Raw genomic sequence first — 17,692 nt, 5'->3', positions numbered from 1 at the left:
GCGTGCGCGGGCCGCGGCCAGCGCCAGGGAAAGGCGGTTAGGGGATGTCCAGTGCGATGTTGTCGATGAGCCGGGTGCTGCCGACCACCGCGGCGACCAGCATCCTGGCCGGGCCTCGGTAGTCGTCGGCGACCGGCAGGTAGGTGTGCGGGTGCACGACAACGAGATAGTCCAGTTTAACCAGTGGCTGGGCACCGATGACCGCGTGCGCCGCCACGATCGCGGCCGGCACTCCAGCGGAGGCGGCAGCGGCAGCGGCCGCGAGGCCCACCGACAGCGAGCGGGCCGCGTCGCGGGCGGGGTCGTCGAGGTTGCGGTTGCGGCTGGACAGGGCCAGGCCGTTCTCCTCCCGCACGGTGGGGACGACTTCGATTCCGAGCCGGAGGTTGAGGTCGGCGACCATACGCTCCACGAGGAACACCTGCTGGGCGTCCTTCTGGCCGAACACGGCGATGTCGGGTTCGACGATGTTGAACAGCTTCGCCACCACCGTGAGCATGCCGTCGAAGTGGCCGGGCCGGGCCGCGCCCTCGTACAGGCTGCCGATCCCGCCGGCGGTCACGCGGGTGGAGGACGCTCCGTCCGGGTACATCTCGCGAATCGTGGGTGCGAACACGAACGCGGCGCCCTCCTCGGCCAGCACCGCCACATCGGCGTCGAGGGTGCGCGGGTAGGTGTCGAGGTCTTCGTTCACACCGAACTGCAGCGGGTTCACGAAGATGGAGACCACGACGATCGCGCCGAGGTCGGCGGCACGGCGCACGAGGGCGCGGTGGCCGGCGTGCAGGGCGCCCATGGTCGGCACGAGCACAACGTGGGCGTCGCCGCCCTGGGCGGCGACGTTCTGTTTGGCGAGGCAGAGTTGGCCCCGCAGCTCATCGATGGTGTCGATGACTTCTGGCTTGGTGAGCACGGTCACTGGTCCTCCGGGTCGAACGGGTATGGCAGGTCGAACGGGTGGGGCAAGGTGTCGAGGCCGTCGAGCGGATGCGTCGCTCCGTTGCGGGTGAGCGCGTTCTCGATGGCCGATCGCACAAGCGGCGCGATCACAGCGCCGGCCTGCTCGATGCCGATTCCCTGCAGCAGCCGGGTGGACTGCTCGACGATCGAGGTGGAGAACGCCGTGGCGGTCTCGATGGCTTCGGCGTAGGCGGCACGGTCGGCCTCGGCCACGATCACCGGTTCGCCGCCCATCTCCACCACCAGCGCCTGCCCGATCGGCAGCACGGGGGCGGGGGCGGTGACGGCGAAGTAGCTGTCGGCCAGCCGGCTGATGTCCAGGCTGGTCCCCGTGAACGCCATGGCCGGGTGGATGGCCAGCGGGATCGCGCCGGCGCGCAGGGCCGGCAGGAGCACATCGGTGCCGTAGCGCGCCGAGGTATGCAGCACGAGCTGGCCGGGCTGCCAGGTTCCGGTGGCCGCGAGCCCGGTGATCAGGCTGTCCAGCTGGTCGTCCGGCACGGCGATGATGACCAGTTCGCTGCGCTCCACGACCTCGGGCACCGTGAGCACGGGCACCTGCGGCAGGATCGCCTCGGCCCGGTCGCGGCTGGCCTGGGAGATGGCGGAGATACCCACGAGGGCGTGTCCGGCCCCCGCGAGGGCCGCGGCGAGGATCGGGCCGACGTGCCCGGCGCCGATGACGCCGATGCCGAGCCGACCGGGGCGTTGGCTCACCAGGTCACCTCGGTGCTCGGGCCGAGCGGGGTGGTGGCGGGCGGCGCGCTGGCGGGCGGCGCTTCAGAGGCGGGGGCCGGGGCGGCCGGCTGGTCGGCGGCGGCCGGAGCCGCCGCTGTGCGGCTCCAGTGATGGCTGGTGTCGGAGTCCGCCGAGGCGACGGCGCCGGCGGAGACGGCCTCGAACAGGCGCACGGCTTCGTCGGTGTCGATCACGCCGAGGGTCGCGCTGACCGGTCCCGCCACGGTGTGCAGGCGGGCGGTGGCCAGGCGCAGGCGCCGCCGGATCGGGCCCTGGTCGATGCCGACGCTCTGCAGGCGGGCCAAGGGCACGAGCACGAGGTCTCTGGCCAGCACTCCACGGCGCAGCAGCGCCACGTCGGCGGCAACCGCGTACCCGGTGCGCCGCCAGGAGAAGGGACGGAGCCACGCCGCACGGCGCGGGGCGTTGCGGAAGCCGTCGTCGCCGCCTCGGGAGGTGAGGCCACGGCCGATGAGCGCCCGCTGGGCGTCGTCGGAGAAGGCCGGCAGGATCAGCTCGAGCACCCGTTCGACGTCGCGCAGCGACCCGACCGGGAGCACCGTCGTGGCGGCGGCACCCGCCGCGCCCTCGTTGGTGGAGTGCCCGGCCTTGTTGATACGGATCTGCCACCAGCCGAACGGGCGCCACAGCAGCGGCTGGTTCACGCCCACGGCGTGGATGCGCCCGGGCGGCAGGGTCTCGTTGCTCGTGGTGAGCAGGCCGAAGCCCACCCGCACCCCGTCGCTGGTGCCCGCGATGCTGTAGCGCAACGACTTGGTGAATCGGGAGAAGTAGTAACCGAGGCTGCCGATCAGGCCGGGGACGATGGCGATGAGCAGCCATTCGCTGCCGCCGACGACCACCGAGGTGACGAGGGCCACCACGCCCACCAGCAGGAACAGAGTGAACCCGCTGAACACGATCGACCCGATCAACCGGAGGACCGGGATGCGCACGACCGACTGCGGCGGCGCGGCATCCGGGTCCAGCTCCGGCGCGAGGAATTCGCCCACGCGTGCCGTGGCGTAGTCCCCGAGCCCCTGCCGGAGCCCGGGCCCGTTCACCGCGGCGGCCCCTGCGATCTCAGCGCTCTGGCCGGGCTCGCCGGGTTCACCGGGTGCCACGCGCGGTTGCCGGGCGCCGGAGGCCAGCTGCAGGATGTCGCGGCGCAGCCCGTCGGCCAGCGCGGAGCCCAGGTAGGCCAGTTGCACGTTGGCGTCCTGCCCGGCCACGCTCACCTCGAGCTTGGCGGCGCCGAAGAGGCGGGGAATGAGCGGGCGCACGATGTTGACGCCCTGGATGCGGTCGAGCCTGGCCTTCCGGTGGCTGCGGAACAGGATGCCGCTGCGCACCTCGACGGACTCGTCGGTCACCCGGAAGGTGTGCATCCGCCAGGAGAGGCTGAAGGCGATGAGGATGACCACCAGGATGCCGCCGGCGATGAGCAGGGCCCAGCCCACGGCGCCGCGCTCGTAGATGGTGTCCAACGGGTCGCCGGACTCCCGCGGGATGCCGAAGACCAGGTCGACGACGCGTTCGCGGAAGTTGGCGATGACGAACCCGAGCAGGGCGAAGACGAAGATACCGCCGCGCAGCAGCGGGCTCGCGGGATGCAGGCGGTGCCAGTCCCCGTCGGCGAGGGAGGTCACAACCCGGCCCGCCGGCTCTCGGCCAGCTCCACGAGACGGTCGCGGAGGGCGTCGGCATCCGCCTCGGCCAGGCCGGGGATGGCCACGCCGGAGGAGGCCGCGGCGGTGACGAACTTGAGGTCGGCCAGGCCGAGCAGACGGGCGACCGGGCCGCGGGTGATGTCCACGAGCTGCATGCGGCCATAGGGCACCGAGACGAAGCGCTGGTACATGATGCCGCGGCGGAAGAGCAGGTCGTCCGCACGCAGCTGGTAGCCGATCGAGCGCACCCGGCGGGGCTCGAGCACGAGGGAGATCAGCGTGATGAGGGCGACGGCGCCCCCCACCCAGAGGGCCCAGTCCTGTTCGAGGACCAGCCAGAGAAAACCGGTGACCGCGCAGACGATGAGCAGGAACACGATGGTGCCCACGATCTCGACCATGACGTACTTGGGCGACACGCGCTTCCACTCGCCGGCCTCGGGGAGGTCCAGTCGTGCCCCGACCGGCGGAACCGGCATCGGCGCGATCTCGCCGCCGAGGTTGTCAGGCATGGGCTGCTCCACCATTGTTCGGTCCCCCGTTGTCGTGATCGTGGTCGTCGTCCGGCGGGAGTGTGCAGAAGTGTTCCGCCACGAGACCACCTACCAGGAGGATCACCGCGCCGAGTGCCATCCCGATTGCGAGCCACAACGATGTTACCGCCGGTACCACCGAGCGGGTGAGGATGAAGAGCACGATGCCCAGGCCCACGCCGAGCAGGAGCGACCCGCTCAAGCTGGATGCCTTGGCCAGTAGGGCCACCCGCATGGCGCGGAACGGGTCGACCCGCCGGGTGGAGCGGCCCCGGGTGGCCTGCCGGATCGGCCAGGCGAGGGCGACGAGGATCACCGCGATCAGCACGAGCGCGAGCGGCAGGGTGAGCGGCGGAACGAAGATGGGCGCGCTGAAGGCCGTGGCCGCCAATTCGGCCAGGAACCCGACGACCAGGCCGACCAGGCCGAGGGCGATCAGCGGGGTGGGCGAGGTGCGCTTCATGGCCGGGGCTCCTGCAGACCGGGGGCGACCTCGGTGTGGGCGGGGTCGGTGCTGGCCGAGACCGGATGCGCCCTGGCGGTGCGGTCGGCCACGGCCAGAAGTTCGGTGACCCGGCCGCGGCCGGGGATCTCGGCGTCCGGGTCGATATCGGCCCAGGGCGCGAGCACGAAGTCGCGCTCGGCGGCGTGGGGGTGCGGCAGGGTGAGCCTGTCGTCGTCGATCTGCAGGTCGCCCACGCAGATGAGGTCGATGTCCAGCGTGCGGTCGCCCCAGCGTTCCTCGCGCACCCGGCCGTGGGCGTTCTCGATGTCGTTGACGGCGTCGAGCAGGGCGTGCGGGTCACCCGACCAGAGCAGGCTCACCACGAGGTTGAGGTAGCCGGGGGCGTCGAGGTCTACACCGTCGGGTTTCACGGCGTCCGAGGCGTACACGGGTGAGATCGCGGTGAGTTCCGCGCCGGTCAGGTCGGCGATCTCCCGCACGGCGGCGGCCAGGGTGGCCTCCCGGTCGCCGAGGTTGCTGCCGAGGGCCAGCACGGCGGTCTGCGGCGTGTCGTTGGTCCGCGTCATGCTCGGCTCCCTTCCGAGTGGGCCGTGGCCGGCAGCGCGCGTTCGATCTGCGTGCGTTCAATCTGCGCGCGTTCAATCTGAACCGAGACATCCGCGAACGGGATCTCGATGGGCGCCTGCGGTTTGTGCACCGTGACGCGCACCCGTTCGGCGGCCTCGTGCGCGAGAACCACGTCGGCGATCCGCTCGGCCAGGGTCTCGATGAGATCTACGGGGTCGCGCCGCACGGCGTCCGCCACCTCGACGGCTAGTTCGCCGTAGTGGATGGTGCGGGCGAGGTCGTCGCCGGAGGCCGCCGCGCGGAAATCCAGCCACACGGTGACGTCGATGACGAACTCCTGGCCGTTCTCGCGTTCGAAGTCGAAGACACCGTGGTGGGCGGTGATCCGCAGCCCGGTGAGGGTGATCGAGTCGGTGCTCATGACCCTATTCTGGCCGACTCGACCCGGGCCAGCACGTTAAGGGCGGTTCGGGTTCCGGCCACGTCGTGCACGCGGACGGCCCACATGCCGGCCTGGGCGGCGAGCACGCTGAGCACTGCGGTCGGCAGATCGCGGTCCACGATGGGCGCGTCATCGGGCAGCAGAGCGGCCAGGAACCGCTTGCGCGAGGCGCCGACCATGACGGGCAGTCCGAGCTCCGAGAACGCGTCCAGCCGGCCGAGCAGGCGCCAGTTCTGCTCGGCGTCCTTGCTGAAGCCCAACCCGGGGTCGAGGACGATCTGGCCGCGCTTGACGCCGGCCGCTTCGAGCCCGGCGACCCGGTCGGTCAGTTCGGCGACGACCGTGGCGACCACGTCGTCGTAGACGGCGAGGGTGTCCATGGTGCGGGCATGGCCGCGCCAGTGCATGGCGATGTAGGTGAGCCCGGTGCGTGCCACCACTGCTGCCATGCCGGGGTCGCCCAGGCCGCCGGAGACATCGTTGATGATGTCGGCGCCGGCGTCAGCGGCCCGCTCGGCGGTCTGGGCGTTGAGAGTGTCGACACTCGTGACGATGCCGCGGCGGTGCAGTTCGGCGATCACCGGGAGCACCCGGCCTTGCTCCACCTCGGGAGTCACCCGGGCGGCACCGGGCCGGGTGGACTCGCCGCCGACATCGATGAGGTCGGCGCCGTCGGCGTGCAGGTCGAGGGCGTGGCGAACGGCCGCTTCAGTGCTGGCCCAGCGTCCGCCGTCGCTGAAGGAGTCCGGTGTGACGTTGAGCACACCCATGACGAGGGTCACCGCGGTGCCCCGGTCACAGCGAGCCGCCGATGAGGGCCATGATCTCGGAACGCGCCACCGGCTGGGCAAGCTCGCCGCGGCTGGCCATGGTGACGGTGGAGCTGCGGGACTGGCGCGGACCGCGCGTGGTGACACATCCGTGGCTGGCGTCGAGAACAACGAGGATGCCGCGCGGCGCGAGGCCGGCCTCGAGGGCGTCAGCGATCTCCTCGGTGAGCCGTTCCTGCAGCTGAGGCCGGGCCGCGAGTGTCTCCACCACGGCGGCGAGCTTGCCCAGGCCCACGATGCGGTCGCCGGGCAGGTAGGCGAGGTGCGCGGTGCCGAGGAAGGGCAGCAGGTGGTGTTCGCAGACGGACCGGAACTCTATGTCGCGCAGCAGCACGAGCTCGCCGGTGCGCTCCCCAACGGGCACGCTGTCCCGTAGGTGCTCGAGCGGGTCGGTGCCGAGGCCGGAGAAGAACTCCGCGTACGCGGAGGCAACCCGCTCCGGCGTGGTCTCCAGACCGGGCCGCCCGGGATCCTCGCCGATGGCGGCGAGGATCTCGGCGACGGCCGCCTGGATGCGTGGCTGGTCGACTCCCACGGGCGCCGCTCTACGCGGTCGCGGGGCGGGGTTTGCGGGCCGGCGCGCGCTTGGGCTTGTCGGTCTCGGCGCCGCCGCTGGAGATGCCGCCGTCGACGGCCGCACCGTCAATAGGGGCCTTCGGCGCGGGCATCGCGATGGGAGGCAGGTCGGAGACCGGACGCTTGTCGCTGGAGAGCCACTGCGGACGCGGCGGCAGCTTCTGCACGCCGGCGAAGATCTCCACCAGGGCGGTCTGGTCGAGCGTCTCGTGCTCGAGCAGCTTCGCGGCGAGGTCGTCGAGGATCGCACGGTTGGCGTTGATCACCGTGTACGCCTCGTCGTGCGCGTTCTCGAGCAGCTGGCGCACCTCGGTGTCCACCCGCTCGGCGAGCCGCTCCGAGTAGTCGCGCTGGTGCCCCATGTCGCGGCCGAACATCATCTCGCCGGATGCCGAACCGAGCTTGAGCGGACCGACGTCCGAGCTCATGCCGAATTCGGTGACCATCTTGCGGGCCGTGGCTGTGGCCTTCTCGATGTCGTTCGACGCGCCCGTGGTGGGGTCGTGGAAGATGATCTCCTCCGCGACTCGACCGCCCATGGCATAGGCGAGCTGGTCGAGCAGTTCATTGCGTGACACCGAGTAGCGGTCCTCGAGGGGCATCACCATCGTGTAGCCGAGGGCACGGCCGCGCGGCAGGATGGTGATCTTCGTGACCGGGTCGGTGTTGCGCATGGCCGTCGCCACGAGGGCGTGTCCGCCTTCGTGGTACGCGGTGATGAGCTTCTCCTGGTCGCGCATGACGCGGGTGCGACGCTGCGGGCCGGCCATCACACGGTCGACGGCCTCGTCGAGGGCGCGGTTGTCGATCAGCTGGGCGTTCGAGCGCGCGGTGAGCAGCGCGGCCTCGTTGAGCACGTTGGCCAGGTCGGCACCGGTGAAGCCGGGCGTCTTGCGGGCGAGCACCTCGAGGTCGACTCCGGCGGCCATGGGCTTGCCCTTGGCGTGCACCTCGAGGATGCGCTTGCGGCCGAGCATGTCCGGCGCGTCCACGCCGATCTGCCGGTCGAAGCGGCCGGGGCGCAGCAGCGCAGGGTCGAGGATGTCGGGGCGGTTGGTCGCCGCGATGAGGATCACGTTGGTCTTGACGTCGAAGCCGTCCATCTCGACCAGCAGCTGGTTGAGGGTCTGCTCGCGTTCGTCGTGCCCGCCGCCCATGCCGGCACCGCGGTGGCGGCCGACGGCGTCGATCTCGTCGACGAAGATGATCGCCGGGGAGTTCTCCTTGGCCTGTTGGAACAGGTCGCGCACCCGGCTGGCGCCGACACCCACGAACATCTCGACGAAGTCGGATCCGGAGATGGAGTAGAACGGCACCCCGGCCTCGCCGGCGACGGCGCGGGCCAGCAGGGTCTTACCGGTTCCGGGAGGGCCGTAGAGCAGCACACCCTTGGGGATCCGCGCGCCGACGGCCTGGAACTTGGCCGGTTCCTTGAGGAAGTCCTTGATCTCCTGCAGTTCCTCGATGGCCTCGTCGGCTCCGGCGACATCGGCGAAGCTCACCTGCGGGGTCTCCTTGGAGACCAGCTTGGCCTTGGACTTGCCGAACTGCATGACCTTGTTGCCGCCACCCTGCATGCCGGAGAGCATCAGCCAGAAGAACGCACCGATCAGGAGCACCGGCAGGAGGATGCCCAGCAGCGAGAGGAACCAGCTGGACTGGGGCACCTCGTCGGTGAAGCCGTCCTTGGGGTCAGCGGCCGTGACGGCGTTCACGACCTCTTCGCCGCGCGGGGCGACGTAGTAGAACTGCACCTGCTCGCCGTAGGTGGCATCGGCCTTGGTGAGGGTGAGGTCGACGCGCTGGTCGCCGTCGACGATCTTGGCCTCGGAGACCTTGCCGTCCTTCAGGAAGTCCAACCCTTGCTGGGTGGAGATCTCGCGGAAGCCCGACATGGTGAGGAGGCTCGACCCCACCCAGACGGCTATTACCGCAAGGATGATGTAGAGGAGCGGCCCGCGCAGAAGTTTCTTGACGTTCATGGTGGTCACAGGCTACCGCTCCCGCACTGGGGGAACACCGAGTGTTCGCCCAAAGGGGAACTGGAGTACCCCGGGAAGTGGCGCTACTCGCCCGTGGAGTACACGTGCGGTGCGAGCACCCCGACCGAGCGCAGGTTGCGGTACTTCTCGGCGTAGTCCAGGCCGTAGCCCACGACGAACTGGTTGGGGATGTCGAAGCCGAGGTATTTCACGTCGATCTCGACGCGCGCAGCAGCGGGCTTCCGCAGCAGCGCACAGATCTCCAGCGAGGCGGGGCCGCGCGAATTGAGGTTGGCCATCAGCCAGGAGAGGGTGAGGCCGGAGTCGATGATGTCCTCGACGATGAGCACGTGACGGCCGTGCAGATCGGTGTCGAGGTCCTTGAGGATGCGCACCACTCCGCTGGACTGCGTGCCGGAGCCGTACGAGCTGACGGCCATCCAGTCCATGGTCACCGGGTGCACGAGTTCGCGGGCCAGGTCGGCCATGACCATGACCGCGCCCTTGAGCACGCCCACCAGGAGCAGGTCCTTGCCGGCGTAGTCCGCTTCGATCTGCCGTGACATCTCGGCCAGTCGGGCCCGGATCTCGGCCTCCTCGATCAGGATTTCGGTGAGGTCGCCGTCAATGTCACGAGGTTCCATGGGAGCGGAAAGGTCCTTTGTTCTGGGTGTGTCGAGGTGCCGAAAAGAAGAGCATGTCCCCCTGCCTTTCCACTCTAACGCCTGGCAGGTCGAGAGCCTTCTGCCCGTGCCAATGCGTGACCAGCCGGGCGACGGCCAGGGTGTGGCTCCGTTCGAGCGCCGCGCCGAACCCGTCGGCGGCCACCGTCCGGATCATCCGCTGCCTCAGGGCGGCCGGCTGGGCGGCCAGTGCAGCCACCCGCACCGACGTGCCGGACTCCCCCACGGTGACCGCGCCGGCCAGCAACTCGGGCACCAGTGCGTCGAGGGCAGCGGCGTCCTCCCGCAGCGTCACGGCGGTGCGGGCCAGCGCCTCGGCGATGCCGGGGCCGAGCTCGGTCTCGAGCAGCGGCAGCACGCTCTCGCGCACCCGCACCCTGGCGTACCGGGGGTCGACGTTCTGCGGATCGGACCAGGCGGTGAGTCCCGCGTCGAGGCAGGCCTGCCGGGTCTGGGCGCGGCGGATGCCGAGCAGCGGGCGCCGGTAGCGTCCGGCGACCCGCGCCATTCCGTGCAGGCTCGTGGCCCCCGACCCCCTGGCGATGCCCAGCAGCACCGTCTCGGCCTGGTCGTCGAGAGTGTGGCCGAGCAGCACGGCGGTGGCCCCGGTCCGCTCCAGGGCGGTGTCGAAGGCCGCGTAGCGTGCGGTGCGGGCGGCGGCCTCTGGTCCGTCGCCGTCGGCATCCGTCACGGCGACCGTCTGCACCAGGACCGGGTCGAGGCCGAGGCCGGAGGCCTGGGCGGCGGCGGCGAGGGCGACCCCGGCCGAGCCCGGCTGCAGGCCGTGGTCGACGATCACGGCTCCGGCGCGCAGCCCGGCCCGCGGCGCCTCGAATGCCGTCGCGGCGGCCAGCGCCAGCGAATCCGCCCCGCCGCTCAGTCCCACGAGCACCAGGCCGCTTTCCGGCAACAGCTCCCGTACGGCGCGGCGGAGGTCGGCGATGGCCGGTGACAGTCGCGGGCGGCGGGTGGACTCCATCCAGTAACGTTATCCGCAGACTTCGAATAAGGGAGAGAGACGGCCATGGCCGAATACGACGCAGTCATTGAAATCCCACGCGGTAGCCGCAACAAGTACGAGGTGGACCACGAAACCGGTCGGGTCTACCTCGACCGGGTGCTGTACACGAGCTTCGTGTACCCCACCGATTACGGGTTCTTCGAGAACACCCTGGGCCTGGACGGCGACCCCGTCGACGTCCTGGTGCTGCTCGACTTCCCGCTGTTCCCCGGCGTCGGCGTGTCCGTGCGCCCCGTCGGCGTGTTCAACATGACCGACGACGGCGGCTCAGACGCCAAGGTCATCGCGGTTCCCGCTGGCGACCCGCGCTGGGAGCACATCCAGGACGTCACCGACATCCCGGAGTACACCCGCAAGGAGATCGAGCACTTCTTCGAGCACTACAAGGACCTCGAACCCAACAAGTGGGTCAAGACCGAGGGCTGGGGCGACGCCGCTGAGGCCGACCAGATCGTGCGTGACGGGCTCAAGAAGCTCGTGGACGAGGGTCACTGACCCCGCATCCGCTTAACGACCGAAGCCGCTTCCCTGACGGGGAGCGGCTTCGGTCGTTAACGGGCCGAGGTCAGCTGGGCCGACCCACATAGGGCGCGACCTCGCCGGCCGACCAGATGCTGTGCACCCGGACAGGCTTGCCGACGTCGGGCGCCTCGAGGATCTGCCCACCGCCGACATAGATCGCCACGTGATAGTAGTTGCCCGGTGAGCCCCAGAAGACCAGGTCGCCGACCTGCACCTGCGAGAACGACACGAGCTTGCCCTGACTGGCCATGGTGTTGTACTGGTTGGTGGCCGAGTGCGTGCCGATGTAGATGCCTGCGGCCGCGTAGGCAGCCTTGGTGAGCCCAGAGCAATCCCAGACGTCGGGCCCTGAGCCGCCCAGTTGGTAGGCCTTGCCGAGCTGGCCGCGGGCGAACGACAGCGCGGTCTCGACCGCGGAGGCGTTGGGGGCCGACGGCGTCGACGGCGCTGGCGCGGCCGGGGCCGGGGCCGCGGGCGCAGGAGCAGCCGGTGCAGCGGGCGCGGGCGCAGCGGGAGCCGGAGCAGCGGGCGCGGCCGGTGCCGCTCCACCGGATGCCGGGGCCGACCCGCCCTGGGCGGGGTTGTTGACCGCGGCCGCTGCGGCGGCCTGAGCCCGGGCCAGCGCCGCGGCCGAGGCCGCGGCATCCAGACCGGTCTGGTACTCGCGCTCCACCTCTGCCGTGGTGTCCTTGAGCAGAGCGAGCTGCTCGTACAGCTCGGCCGACTTCGCCAGCTCGGTGTCGAGGGCCGACTGGGCGCTCCGGGCCGCGTCGGTGGCGGACTCGTACTTGTCCTTGGATTCGGCGCTCAGGCGCTTCCGCTCGGCGGTGGCGGCCTGAGCTTGCGCGATGAGAGACTCGGCGGTGTTCTTGTCCTGAACGGCCTGCCGATAGATGGTTTCGGACTGCTCGCTGAGCTTGCTGGCCGTGCCGAGCTGGCTGAGCAGGTCGTCGGCGGTGTTGCCGTTCAGGAACAGGTTCAGCGAGAGGTCCTGGGCGCCGGTCTTGGCCAGGTGCGCGGCGATGAGGCCGGCGCGCATCTTCGAGGTGTCCGCGGCCTTCTGCGCCACAGCGGACTGCTTGTTCAGGCTCTCCTCGCGGGCCGTGGCAGCGTCGAGGTCGTCCTGGGCCACCCGGTAGGCCTCCGCGGCCATCTGGGAGCCCCTGGACGCTTCGGCAGACGAGGTCTGCAGGCCCTCGAGCAGCCCGGTCAGGTTCTTGATCTGGGTGGCCTTCGCCGCTTCGCTCTCCTTGGCCTTTGCGACCTCGTCCCAGCTGGGGTAGTCCTGATCGGCGAAGGCGGGGGCGACCACGCCGACGGACGCGGCGACCGAGCCGATCATCGCGGCGGACAACAGCGCGGCCGAGCTGCGACGTGAACGGCGGATGGGTGTGGTGTCAGCCAAGTGGGGCTCCCCTGTCGGACATGAATGGAACGGCGTTGATGCGGTTGCCACCGCTGAAGACCTCGAAGTGCAGGTGACACCCGGTGGATGCGCCGGTCGTGCCGGAGCTGGCGATGTTCTGCCCTGCGTCCACGCGCTGGCCGACCGAGACGAAGATGCCGCCATCGCGGATGTGGGCGTAACCGGTCTCGATACCGTTGCCGTGACTGATCTTCACGAAGTTGCCGTACGTGCCTTGGCGGCCCGCATAGACGACGGTTCCCGACGCGGCGGCGTAGATGGGGGCGCTGCAGCCCGTGCCGATGTCGGTGCCGTAGTGGAATCCGCCGCTGCAGCCGCCGCTGCCGCAGATGACGGCGCGAGCGCCGTACCCGTCGGTGATACGTCCGCCCGCCGGGACGGCCCAGCCCTGGCTGCCGATCGACCCGCCGCTGAGACCCGCTCCGGCACTGCCGGTGGCTCCCCCGCCTGATGACTGGTTGGCGGCTGCCGCTGCCGCCGCTGCGGCGGCCGCGCGCTGGCGCTCTTCCTCGGCCAGGCGCGCCCGTTCCACGACGCCGGCCTGGTAGGCAGCGGCCGTGGTGGCCTCTGCGTCCTGCATGAACTGGAGTTGGGCCGCGAGCACGACGCTCTGCGCTTCGGATTCCGACAGCGCCTGATTCGCGGCGTCCGCCGCCTCCTGGGCGGCCGCCATAGCGGCCTCCGCGGCGACGCGCAGGGTCTCACGCTCGGCCTGGGCCACCGCGGCCTGGTCGCCGAGCGACTGCGCGGTGTTGTTGGCCGTCTGGGCCTGCTCATAGACGTCGGTGCTGCGTTCGACGAGCTTGCTCATGCTGCCGAGCTTCGACAGCAGTTCGTCGGCGCCTTCGCCGCTTTCCTGCCCGTCGATGAAGAGGTTGACGCTGAGGTCGGTGCCCCCGGTGCGGTAGAGCTGAGCGGCGAGCTGACCGGCCTGGCGGGTGGCGGCATCCGCCTGGGTCTTGCTCGCGTCGGCCTGGGCCTGCAGATCGCTGGCGCGTCGGCTGGCGTCGTCGAACTTCTCCTGGGCGTCCTGCAGCTCCAGGCCGCGCGCTTCGGCCTCGGCCCGGGTGCGTTCGACTTCGGTCTGCAGGCCGGCGATGAGGTTCTGAATCTCGGTCACCTGGTTGGCGGCCGCGGCGGTATTCGACTTGGCAGCCTGCAGTTCGTCCCAGGTCGGGTAGTCGATGGCCATGGCCGGGCTGATCGGGCTGGCCAGGGTGACCGCAAGTGTGAGGGCGGCGGCGAAGCCGGTGAGTCCCATGGCGCGGCGGCGGGTTGCGGGGGTGCGGCGTGCGTGTCGCAGCCGTGCGGGCCGCATCCGGTGCAGGCCGGCGCGAATGCCGTGACTGATCACGGTTGCCGTACTCTTCATAACTCCCCGATCGGGCTTTTTGTTGTCACATCCGTCACTGTGACAACACTCGTCACAATAACAAACCAGCCTGAACGGCCGGGTCCACTAAAAAACTTAACCTGCCGGGTGCCGGAATCGCCGACCATTCGCGGGCGCGGTGAATGCGACACGCCGAAGGTCATCTCGGTAGGACGTGCGTCGAGGCCCGGAATTCCGCGGCAAACGGGCAGGTTCAAGGTCGGGACGGCCCCGGCGGATTCGGCCGATTTGAACTCTGGCCGCATCTCACCTTATAGTTATGCGTCGGAAGTCATCAGCTTCCGGGAAGTTCGGCCCCATCGTTTAGCGGCCTAGGACGGCGCCCTTTCACGGCGTTAACACGGGTTCGAATCCCGTTGGGGCTACGCATACTGTAGGTTGTACTCGGCACGAAAAGTTAGACAGCACGAAAGCACGACAGCATCAAAGTTTGGCCCTGTAGCGCAGTTGGTTAGCGCGCCGCCCTGTCACGGCGGAGGTCGCCGGTTCAAGTCCGGTCAGGGTCGCCAAGGCGACAAGCCCTTTCGAAAGAAGGGGCTTTTCTCCTTACAGAAGGCGCTCACGTAGCCGTCTTCTGGCCCTGTAGCTCAGTTGGTAGAGCGTTCGACTGAAAATCGAAAGGTCACCGGATCGACGCCGGTCGGGGCCACTTGGCCATCTGCGGGCTTCTACCGCAGGTGGCCTTTTTTGTGCCCGCGAACCGTGAGAAGGTCCCCGAAGCGGGCCGAATCCAGTGCTTTTCTCGCAGGTCGCGGATGTATGCGAGCATGTGGGCATGACACGCTCTGCCTCCGCACATCTCGAGCTTGCGGCCATGGGGCCTGCCGAGCTGGTCCTGTCCGTCGCCGTCGCCGCGGATGCGAGCGCCACCGAGCTACTCACGATCGTTCAGGACGGCACGCCGTTGACCTGGCGGGAAGTCCTCGACCAGCACGGCACCCGCTTGCAACTGGTCTCGGTGCAGGCCGGGCGCATCGACATCGACTACACCGTCGAGGTGAGCGGTGAGTCTGCGGCGGCCGAGGTGAGCGACATCGACATCGTGCGCTATCTGCGGCCGAGCCGGTATTGCGAGTCCGACCATCTGTGGCCGACCGCCCAGGCCGAGTTCCGCGGGCTCACCGGCATCGCGCTGCTGAACGCCGTCACGTCCTGGGTGGGCAGGCACCTGAGTTACGTTCCCGGCGCCAGCCTGCCCACGGATGGCGCGGTGCGAACCCTGCTGGCCCGCCAGGGGGTCTGTCGGGACTACGCGCACCTCGTCATCGCGTTCCTGCGCGCCCACGACGTGCCCGCCCGCCTCGTCTCGGTGTACGCCCCCGGGCTGTCGCCGATGGACTTCCATGCCGTGGCCGAGGCCTACGTCGACGGCGCCTGGCAGGTCGTGGATGCGACGGGTCTGGCCCCCCGGCAGTCACTCATGCGGATCGCCACAGGCCGGGACGCCGCCGACACGGCGTTCCTCTCGTCCGCGGGCGCCGCGGTGCTTCTGAACGCGCTCACCGTCACGGCCGTCGCCGACACGTTGCCCCGCGACGATGTCACCAAGTTGGCGCGGTTGACCTGAATGCGCATCCCTGGCGATCAGGGACGCACGACGGCGGGCGACCAAGCGTGTTCGATGAGCAGCTCCGGCGCGCCCGCTCCGCTCACGGCGACAGACCAGACGTCGCTGTCCCCCGGCGCATCCGCCCGGGGAAGACCGTAGAGCAAGGTGGAGTCGTCCAGCCACTCCACCTGGTCGTCGACGCTGCGCGTTTCCGGCAGCATCGTCTGTACCCCGGTCGCCAGATCGAGCACCGCTATGGCCCAGAACCCGTCTGCCGTGCCCGCCGGCCGGGTCTTGTAGGCCACTCGGCGACCGTCCGGCGACACGGAGGGACATTCCGCGTTGTCCCGCACGGCCACCAGGGTGCGGGTGTCCAGGTCTCCCCGCACCAGCCAGGTGCGTCCGCCTGAAGCCGCCGTGGCATAGAACGCTTCCTCGTCCGGCACGAAGCTGACGCCCCAGAAATTCCGGTCTGCGCCCAGCACCGGTTGGCCGTCCACCGTCAGGGCGAAGTCTTCGAGGTCCACCGGGTCGTCGACGCCTGCCCCGTCGACGGCCGCGATTCTGGTGGCGATCGAGAAGCCGACGGTCGCGTACGATTCCCCGGTGATGAAGGCGCTGAAGGCCACCTCCGTCCCGTCCGGCGAGAAACGGGTGCGACTGGGCACGCCGGGCAGCGGCCACGAGCGCACCGGCTGCCAGGAATCGTCCATCAGCGTGGCGGTGAAGGTGGTGACCACGCCGCGGTCGATACTCAGGCAGAGTTCCGCCCCGGCCGTCGCGTCAACCCGGTCGCAGGCCACCGGGCTCACCGACCGCACCGAGCCTGGGTCGTCCAGCGGCACGGAGGCGACGAAGCCATAGCCCTGGCCCGAGGCCGTGTTGCGGAAAACGATGCGGGGGGAGTCATCGCCGGGTTCGAACGCCGCGGTGTCCACCGAGCTCGGCGCGGCGCGTCCGGCCTGGGACACGGCGTACTGCGTCGCCCCGTAGGCCGCGGCGCCGCCGAGCAGGACCACGGCAGCCAGCGCGACCACCAGCCGCTGGACCCTCATACGCGGGTCCGCTGCCCCGCCGACCCGCGGAGCAGGTACATGGCCACGGGGATGACCAGGCCGATGGCGAGGGAGAAGACAGCGAGAGCCAGAGCCGGGCCGACGGCGAACCAGAGCACTCCGAAGACCGTCGAGGCCAGGAAGCGTGCGAGCGCAACGACAGTCTGGGCGGCGGCGAGGCCACTGGCCGTGCCGCCGGGCGGAGCCACACTGGCGGCCAGGGCGGCCAACACTCCGTCGGTGGCGGCATAGAACGCTCCCAGGAATATCAGGCACACGAGCGTCTGCGGCACGCCCGCCAGCGGGGCCAGAGCGCAGAGGTAGGCGGCGAGCAGGGCGCCGTGCCCGATCACGAAGACCCTGGCCCGGCCGTAACGGTCGGCGAGCCGGCCCAACGGAACTGCCAGGGCCAGGAAGACAGCGTTGGTTCCCACGTAGAGGAGCGGAAACCAGGCCGCGGCGAAATCGGTGTTGTCCTGCAGCACCAGGTAGATGAACCCGTCACCCACGGTGCAGACCCCGAACAGGCCGGCGACGACCAGGACCCGACGGAGTCGTGGATCGGTGAGGTTCCGCCAGCGGAACGGTGGGCGGGCCGGCGTGCGCTCAGCGGTTCCCGCCACCCCACCCGCCGGCTGTGGGCGACGGATCCGGTTCGGCACGAGCACCCCGAGGACAAGCAGTCCGAGCAGTGCACATGCCGCAGACAGGGCGAACACCGTTCCGTAGCCATTCGGGATGAGCAGCAGGATCAGGAAGGCCAACAACGGCCCGGTCGCCGCGCCGACGGTGTCCAGCATCCGGTGCACGCCGAACGACCGGCCGAGGATCGCCGGATCGGACGCTGCGGTGATCATGGCATCCCTCGGCGCTGTGCGGATGCCCTTGCCCAGTCGGTCGACGGCCACGACGCCGACCACTGCCGCGAATCCGCTGGCGACCAGCAGCCAGACCCTCGCGAGGGCAGAAATACCGTAACCGGCGAACGCAACCCACTTGGGCCGGTCGGTGCGATCGGACAGCCAGCCGCCGCCGATCCGCACGATGGCGCTGATGCCCTGGTAGATTCCGTCGATGAAGCCGTAGGCGATGGTCGACAGGCCCAGCACACCGGTGAGATAGAGCGGCAGGATCGCGGCGACGGATTCGGAGGAGACATCGGTCAGCAGGCTGACGACGCCGAGACTGACCACCACCGCGGACACCTTCCGGGCGTCTGGCCCCCGGCGTGCCGGTTCATTCTTACGGGCGGCGCGATCGGCGAAAGAGATGTACACCG

General features: G+C 69.9%; 18 protein-coding genes and 3 tRNA genes. 5 read left to right on the top strand and 16 right to left on the bottom strand.

All coding sequences use genetic code 11. The features are described from left to right. Positions 1-37: 37 nt before the first annotated feature. The 12 genes from panC to tilS all read right to left on the bottom strand — a co-directional run bounded on the left by panC (position 38) and on the right by tilS (position 10,426). The gene (gene panC, locus DOE79_RS15140; RefSeq protein WP_120340372.1) at positions 38-913 is read right to left on the bottom strand and encodes a pantoate--beta-alanine ligase; all 876 of its coding nucleotides are present in this window, start codon (positions 911-913) and stop codon (positions 38-40) included. 2 nt (positions 914-915) lie between these two features. Further along, a complete protein-coding gene (locus DOE79_RS15135) occupies positions 916-1,677 on the bottom strand; it encodes a Rossmann-like and DUF2520 domain-containing protein (RefSeq protein WP_120339222.1) in 762 nt (253 codons plus the stop codon). Continuing rightward, positions 1,674-3,347, bottom strand: coding sequence for a PH domain-containing protein (locus DOE79_RS15130; RefSeq protein ID WP_120339221.1), 1,674 nt, complete (start codon positions 3,345-3,347; stop codon positions 1,674-1,676). Before DOE79_RS15130 ends, DOE79_RS15135 begins: the two co-directional genes overlap by 4 nt. Beyond that, on the bottom strand, positions 3,344-3,880 hold the full coding sequence (locus tag DOE79_RS15125) for a PH domain-containing protein (RefSeq protein ID WP_245976964.1): 537 nt from the start codon (positions 3,878-3,880) through the stop codon (positions 3,344-3,346). Before DOE79_RS15125 ends, DOE79_RS15130 begins: the two co-directional genes overlap by 4 nt. After that, entirely contained in the window at positions 3,873-4,364 is a 492-nt protein-coding gene (locus tag DOE79_RS15120) for a DUF3180 domain-containing protein (RefSeq protein WP_120339220.1), read from the bottom strand. Before DOE79_RS15120 ends, DOE79_RS15125 begins: the two co-directional genes overlap by 8 nt. Beyond that, entirely contained in the window at positions 4,361-4,933 is a 573-nt protein-coding gene (gene folK / locus DOE79_RS15115) for a 2-amino-4-hydroxy-6-hydroxymethyldihydropteridine diphosphokinase (RefSeq protein WP_120339219.1), read from the bottom strand. The genes DOE79_RS15120 and folK overlap by 4 nt, the downstream gene beginning before the upstream one ends. Next, positions 4,930-5,355, bottom strand: a complete 426-nt coding sequence (folB, locus tag DOE79_RS15110) for a dihydroneopterin aldolase (protein ID WP_120339218.1) — start codon at positions 5,353-5,355, stop codon at positions 4,930-4,932. The genes folK and folB overlap by 4 nt, the downstream gene beginning before the upstream one ends. Then, positions 5,352-6,158, bottom strand: a complete 807-nt coding sequence (gene folP / locus DOE79_RS15105; RefSeq protein WP_120339217.1) for a dihydropteroate synthase — start codon at positions 6,156-6,158, stop codon at positions 5,352-5,354. The genes folB and folP overlap by 4 nt, the downstream gene beginning before the upstream one ends. A gap of 13 nt (positions 6,159-6,171) precedes the next feature. Then, on the bottom strand, positions 6,172-6,741 hold the full coding sequence (gene folE, locus DOE79_RS15100) for a GTP cyclohydrolase I FolE (protein ID WP_120339216.1): 570 nt from the start codon (positions 6,739-6,741) through the stop codon (positions 6,172-6,174). A gap of 10 nt (positions 6,742-6,751) precedes the next feature. Beyond that, the gene (gene ftsH / locus DOE79_RS15095) at positions 6,752-8,764 is read right to left on the bottom strand and encodes an ATP-dependent zinc metalloprotease FtsH (protein ID WP_120340370.1); all 2,013 of its coding nucleotides are present in this window, start codon (positions 8,762-8,764) and stop codon (positions 6,752-6,754) included. Between the two features lie 83 nt (positions 8,765-8,847). After that, on the bottom strand, positions 8,848-9,408 hold the full coding sequence (gene hpt / locus DOE79_RS15090) for a hypoxanthine phosphoribosyltransferase (RefSeq protein ID WP_120339215.1): 561 nt from the start codon (positions 9,406-9,408) through the stop codon (positions 8,848-8,850). Continuing rightward, positions 9,395-10,426 (bottom strand): tRNA lysidine(34) synthetase TilS, encoded by a 1,032-nt coding sequence (gene tilS, locus DOE79_RS15085; protein WP_120339214.1) that lies wholly within the window; start codon positions 10,424-10,426, stop codon positions 9,395-9,397. The genes hpt and tilS overlap by 14 nt, the downstream gene beginning before the upstream one ends. Positions 10,427-10,471: 45 nt before the next feature. On the opposite strand from tilS, the gene DOE79_RS15080 reads away from it, so the two are divergent. Then, a complete protein-coding gene (locus tag DOE79_RS15080) occupies positions 10,472-10,963 on the top strand; it encodes an inorganic diphosphatase (protein ID WP_066597972.1) in 492 nt (163 codons plus the stop codon). A gap of 70 nt (positions 10,964-11,033) precedes the next feature. On the opposite strand, the gene DOE79_RS15075 is transcribed toward DOE79_RS15080, so the two are convergent. Both DOE79_RS15075 and DOE79_RS15070 read right to left on the bottom strand, forming a co-directional pair. Continuing rightward, positions 11,034-12,395, bottom strand: a complete 1,362-nt coding sequence (locus tag DOE79_RS15075; RefSeq protein WP_245976963.1) for a C40 family peptidase — start codon at positions 12,393-12,395, stop codon at positions 11,034-11,036. Further along, positions 12,388-13,788, bottom strand: a complete 1,401-nt coding sequence (locus DOE79_RS15070; RefSeq protein WP_120339213.1) for a M23 family metallopeptidase — start codon at positions 13,786-13,788, stop codon at positions 12,388-12,390. Before DOE79_RS15070 ends, DOE79_RS15075 begins: the two co-directional genes overlap by 8 nt. 313 nt (positions 13,789-14,101) lie before the next feature. Between DOE79_RS15070 and DOE79_RS15065 the strand changes: the two genes are divergently transcribed. The 4 genes from DOE79_RS15065 to DOE79_RS15050 all read left to right on the top strand — a co-directional run bounded on the left by DOE79_RS15065 (position 14,102) and on the right by DOE79_RS15050 (position 15,376). After that, positions 14,102-14,174: transfer RNA gene (locus DOE79_RS15065), tRNA-Glu, on the top strand. 67 nt (positions 14,175-14,241) lie between these two features. Beyond that, positions 14,242-14,318 (top strand) — tRNA-Asp (locus DOE79_RS15060). 67 nt (positions 14,319-14,385) lie between these two features. Then, positions 14,386-14,458 (top strand) — tRNA-Phe (locus DOE79_RS15055). A gap of 126 nt (positions 14,459-14,584) precedes the next feature. Further along, the gene (locus DOE79_RS15050; RefSeq protein ID WP_120339212.1) at positions 14,585-15,376 is read left to right on the top strand and encodes a transglutaminase-like domain-containing protein; all 792 of its coding nucleotides are present in this window, start codon (positions 14,585-14,587) and stop codon (positions 15,374-15,376) included. Between the two features lie 17 nt (positions 15,377-15,393). On the opposite strand, the gene DOE79_RS15045 is transcribed toward DOE79_RS15050, so the two are convergent. Together DOE79_RS15045 and DOE79_RS15040 are read right to left on the bottom strand one after the other, a co-directional pair. Next, the gene (locus DOE79_RS15045; protein ID WP_120339211.1) at positions 15,394-16,413 is read right to left on the bottom strand and encodes a TolB family protein; all 1,020 of its coding nucleotides are present in this window, start codon (positions 16,411-16,413) and stop codon (positions 15,394-15,396) included. Then, positions 16,410-17,690 carry an MFS transporter gene (locus DOE79_RS15040; protein WP_120339210.1) on the bottom strand — a complete coding sequence of 427 codons (1,281 nt, stop codon included), beginning with the start codon at positions 17,688-17,690 and terminating at the stop codon, positions 16,410-16,412. The genes DOE79_RS15045 and DOE79_RS15040 overlap by 4 nt, the downstream gene beginning before the upstream one ends. Positions 17,691-17,692 lie beyond the last annotated feature (2 nt).

It is taken from the genome of Cryobacterium soli, assembly GCF_003611035.1.
Lineage (GTDB): Bacteria > Actinomycetota > Actinomycetes > Actinomycetales > Microbacteriaceae > Cryobacterium > Cryobacterium soli.
This window is presented reverse-complemented; position numbering and strand designations above follow the sequence as displayed.

Excerpts from the sequence above, each read along its gene's own strand:
- DOE79_RS15080 (WP_066597972.1), top strand. The coding sequence starts at position 10,472 with ATGGCCGAATACGACGCAGTCATTGAAATCCCACGCGGTAGCCGCAAC.
- DOE79_RS15125 (WP_245976964.1), bottom strand. The coding sequence starts at position 3,880 with ATGCCTGACAACCTCGGCGGCGAGATCGCGCCGATGCCGGTTCCGCCG.
- folB (WP_120339218.1), bottom strand. The coding sequence starts at position 5,355 with ATGAGCACCGACTCGATCACCCTCACCGGGCTGCGGATCACCGCCCAC.
- DOE79_RS15050 (WP_120339212.1), top strand. The coding sequence starts at position 14,585 with ATGACACGCTCTGCCTCCGCACATCTCGAGCTTGCGGCCATGGGGCCT.
- hpt (WP_120339215.1), bottom strand. The coding sequence starts at position 9,408 with ATGGAACCTCGTGACATTGACGGCGACCTCACCGAAATCCTGATCGAG.
- DOE79_RS15070 (WP_120339213.1), bottom strand. The coding sequence starts at position 13,788 with ATGAAGAGTACGGCAACCGTGATCAGTCACGGCATTCGCGCCGGCCTG.
- DOE79_RS15120 (WP_120339220.1), bottom strand. The coding sequence starts at position 4,364 with ATGAAGCGCACCTCGCCCACCCCGCTGATCGCCCTCGGCCTGGTCGGC.
- tilS (WP_120339214.1), bottom strand. The coding sequence starts at position 10,426 with ATGGAGTCCACCCGCCGCCCGCGACTGTCACCGGCCATCGCCGACCTC.
- ftsH (WP_120340370.1), bottom strand. The coding sequence starts at position 8,764 with ATGAACGTCAAGAAACTTCTGCGCGGGCCGCTCCTCTACATCATCCTT.
- folK (WP_120339219.1), bottom strand. The coding sequence starts at position 4,933 with ATGACGCGGACCAACGACACGCCGCAGACCGCCGTGCTGGCCCTCGGC.
- DOE79_RS15045 (WP_120339211.1), bottom strand. The coding sequence starts at position 16,413 with ATGAGGGTCCAGCGGCTGGTGGTCGCGCTGGCTGCCGTGGTCCTGCTC.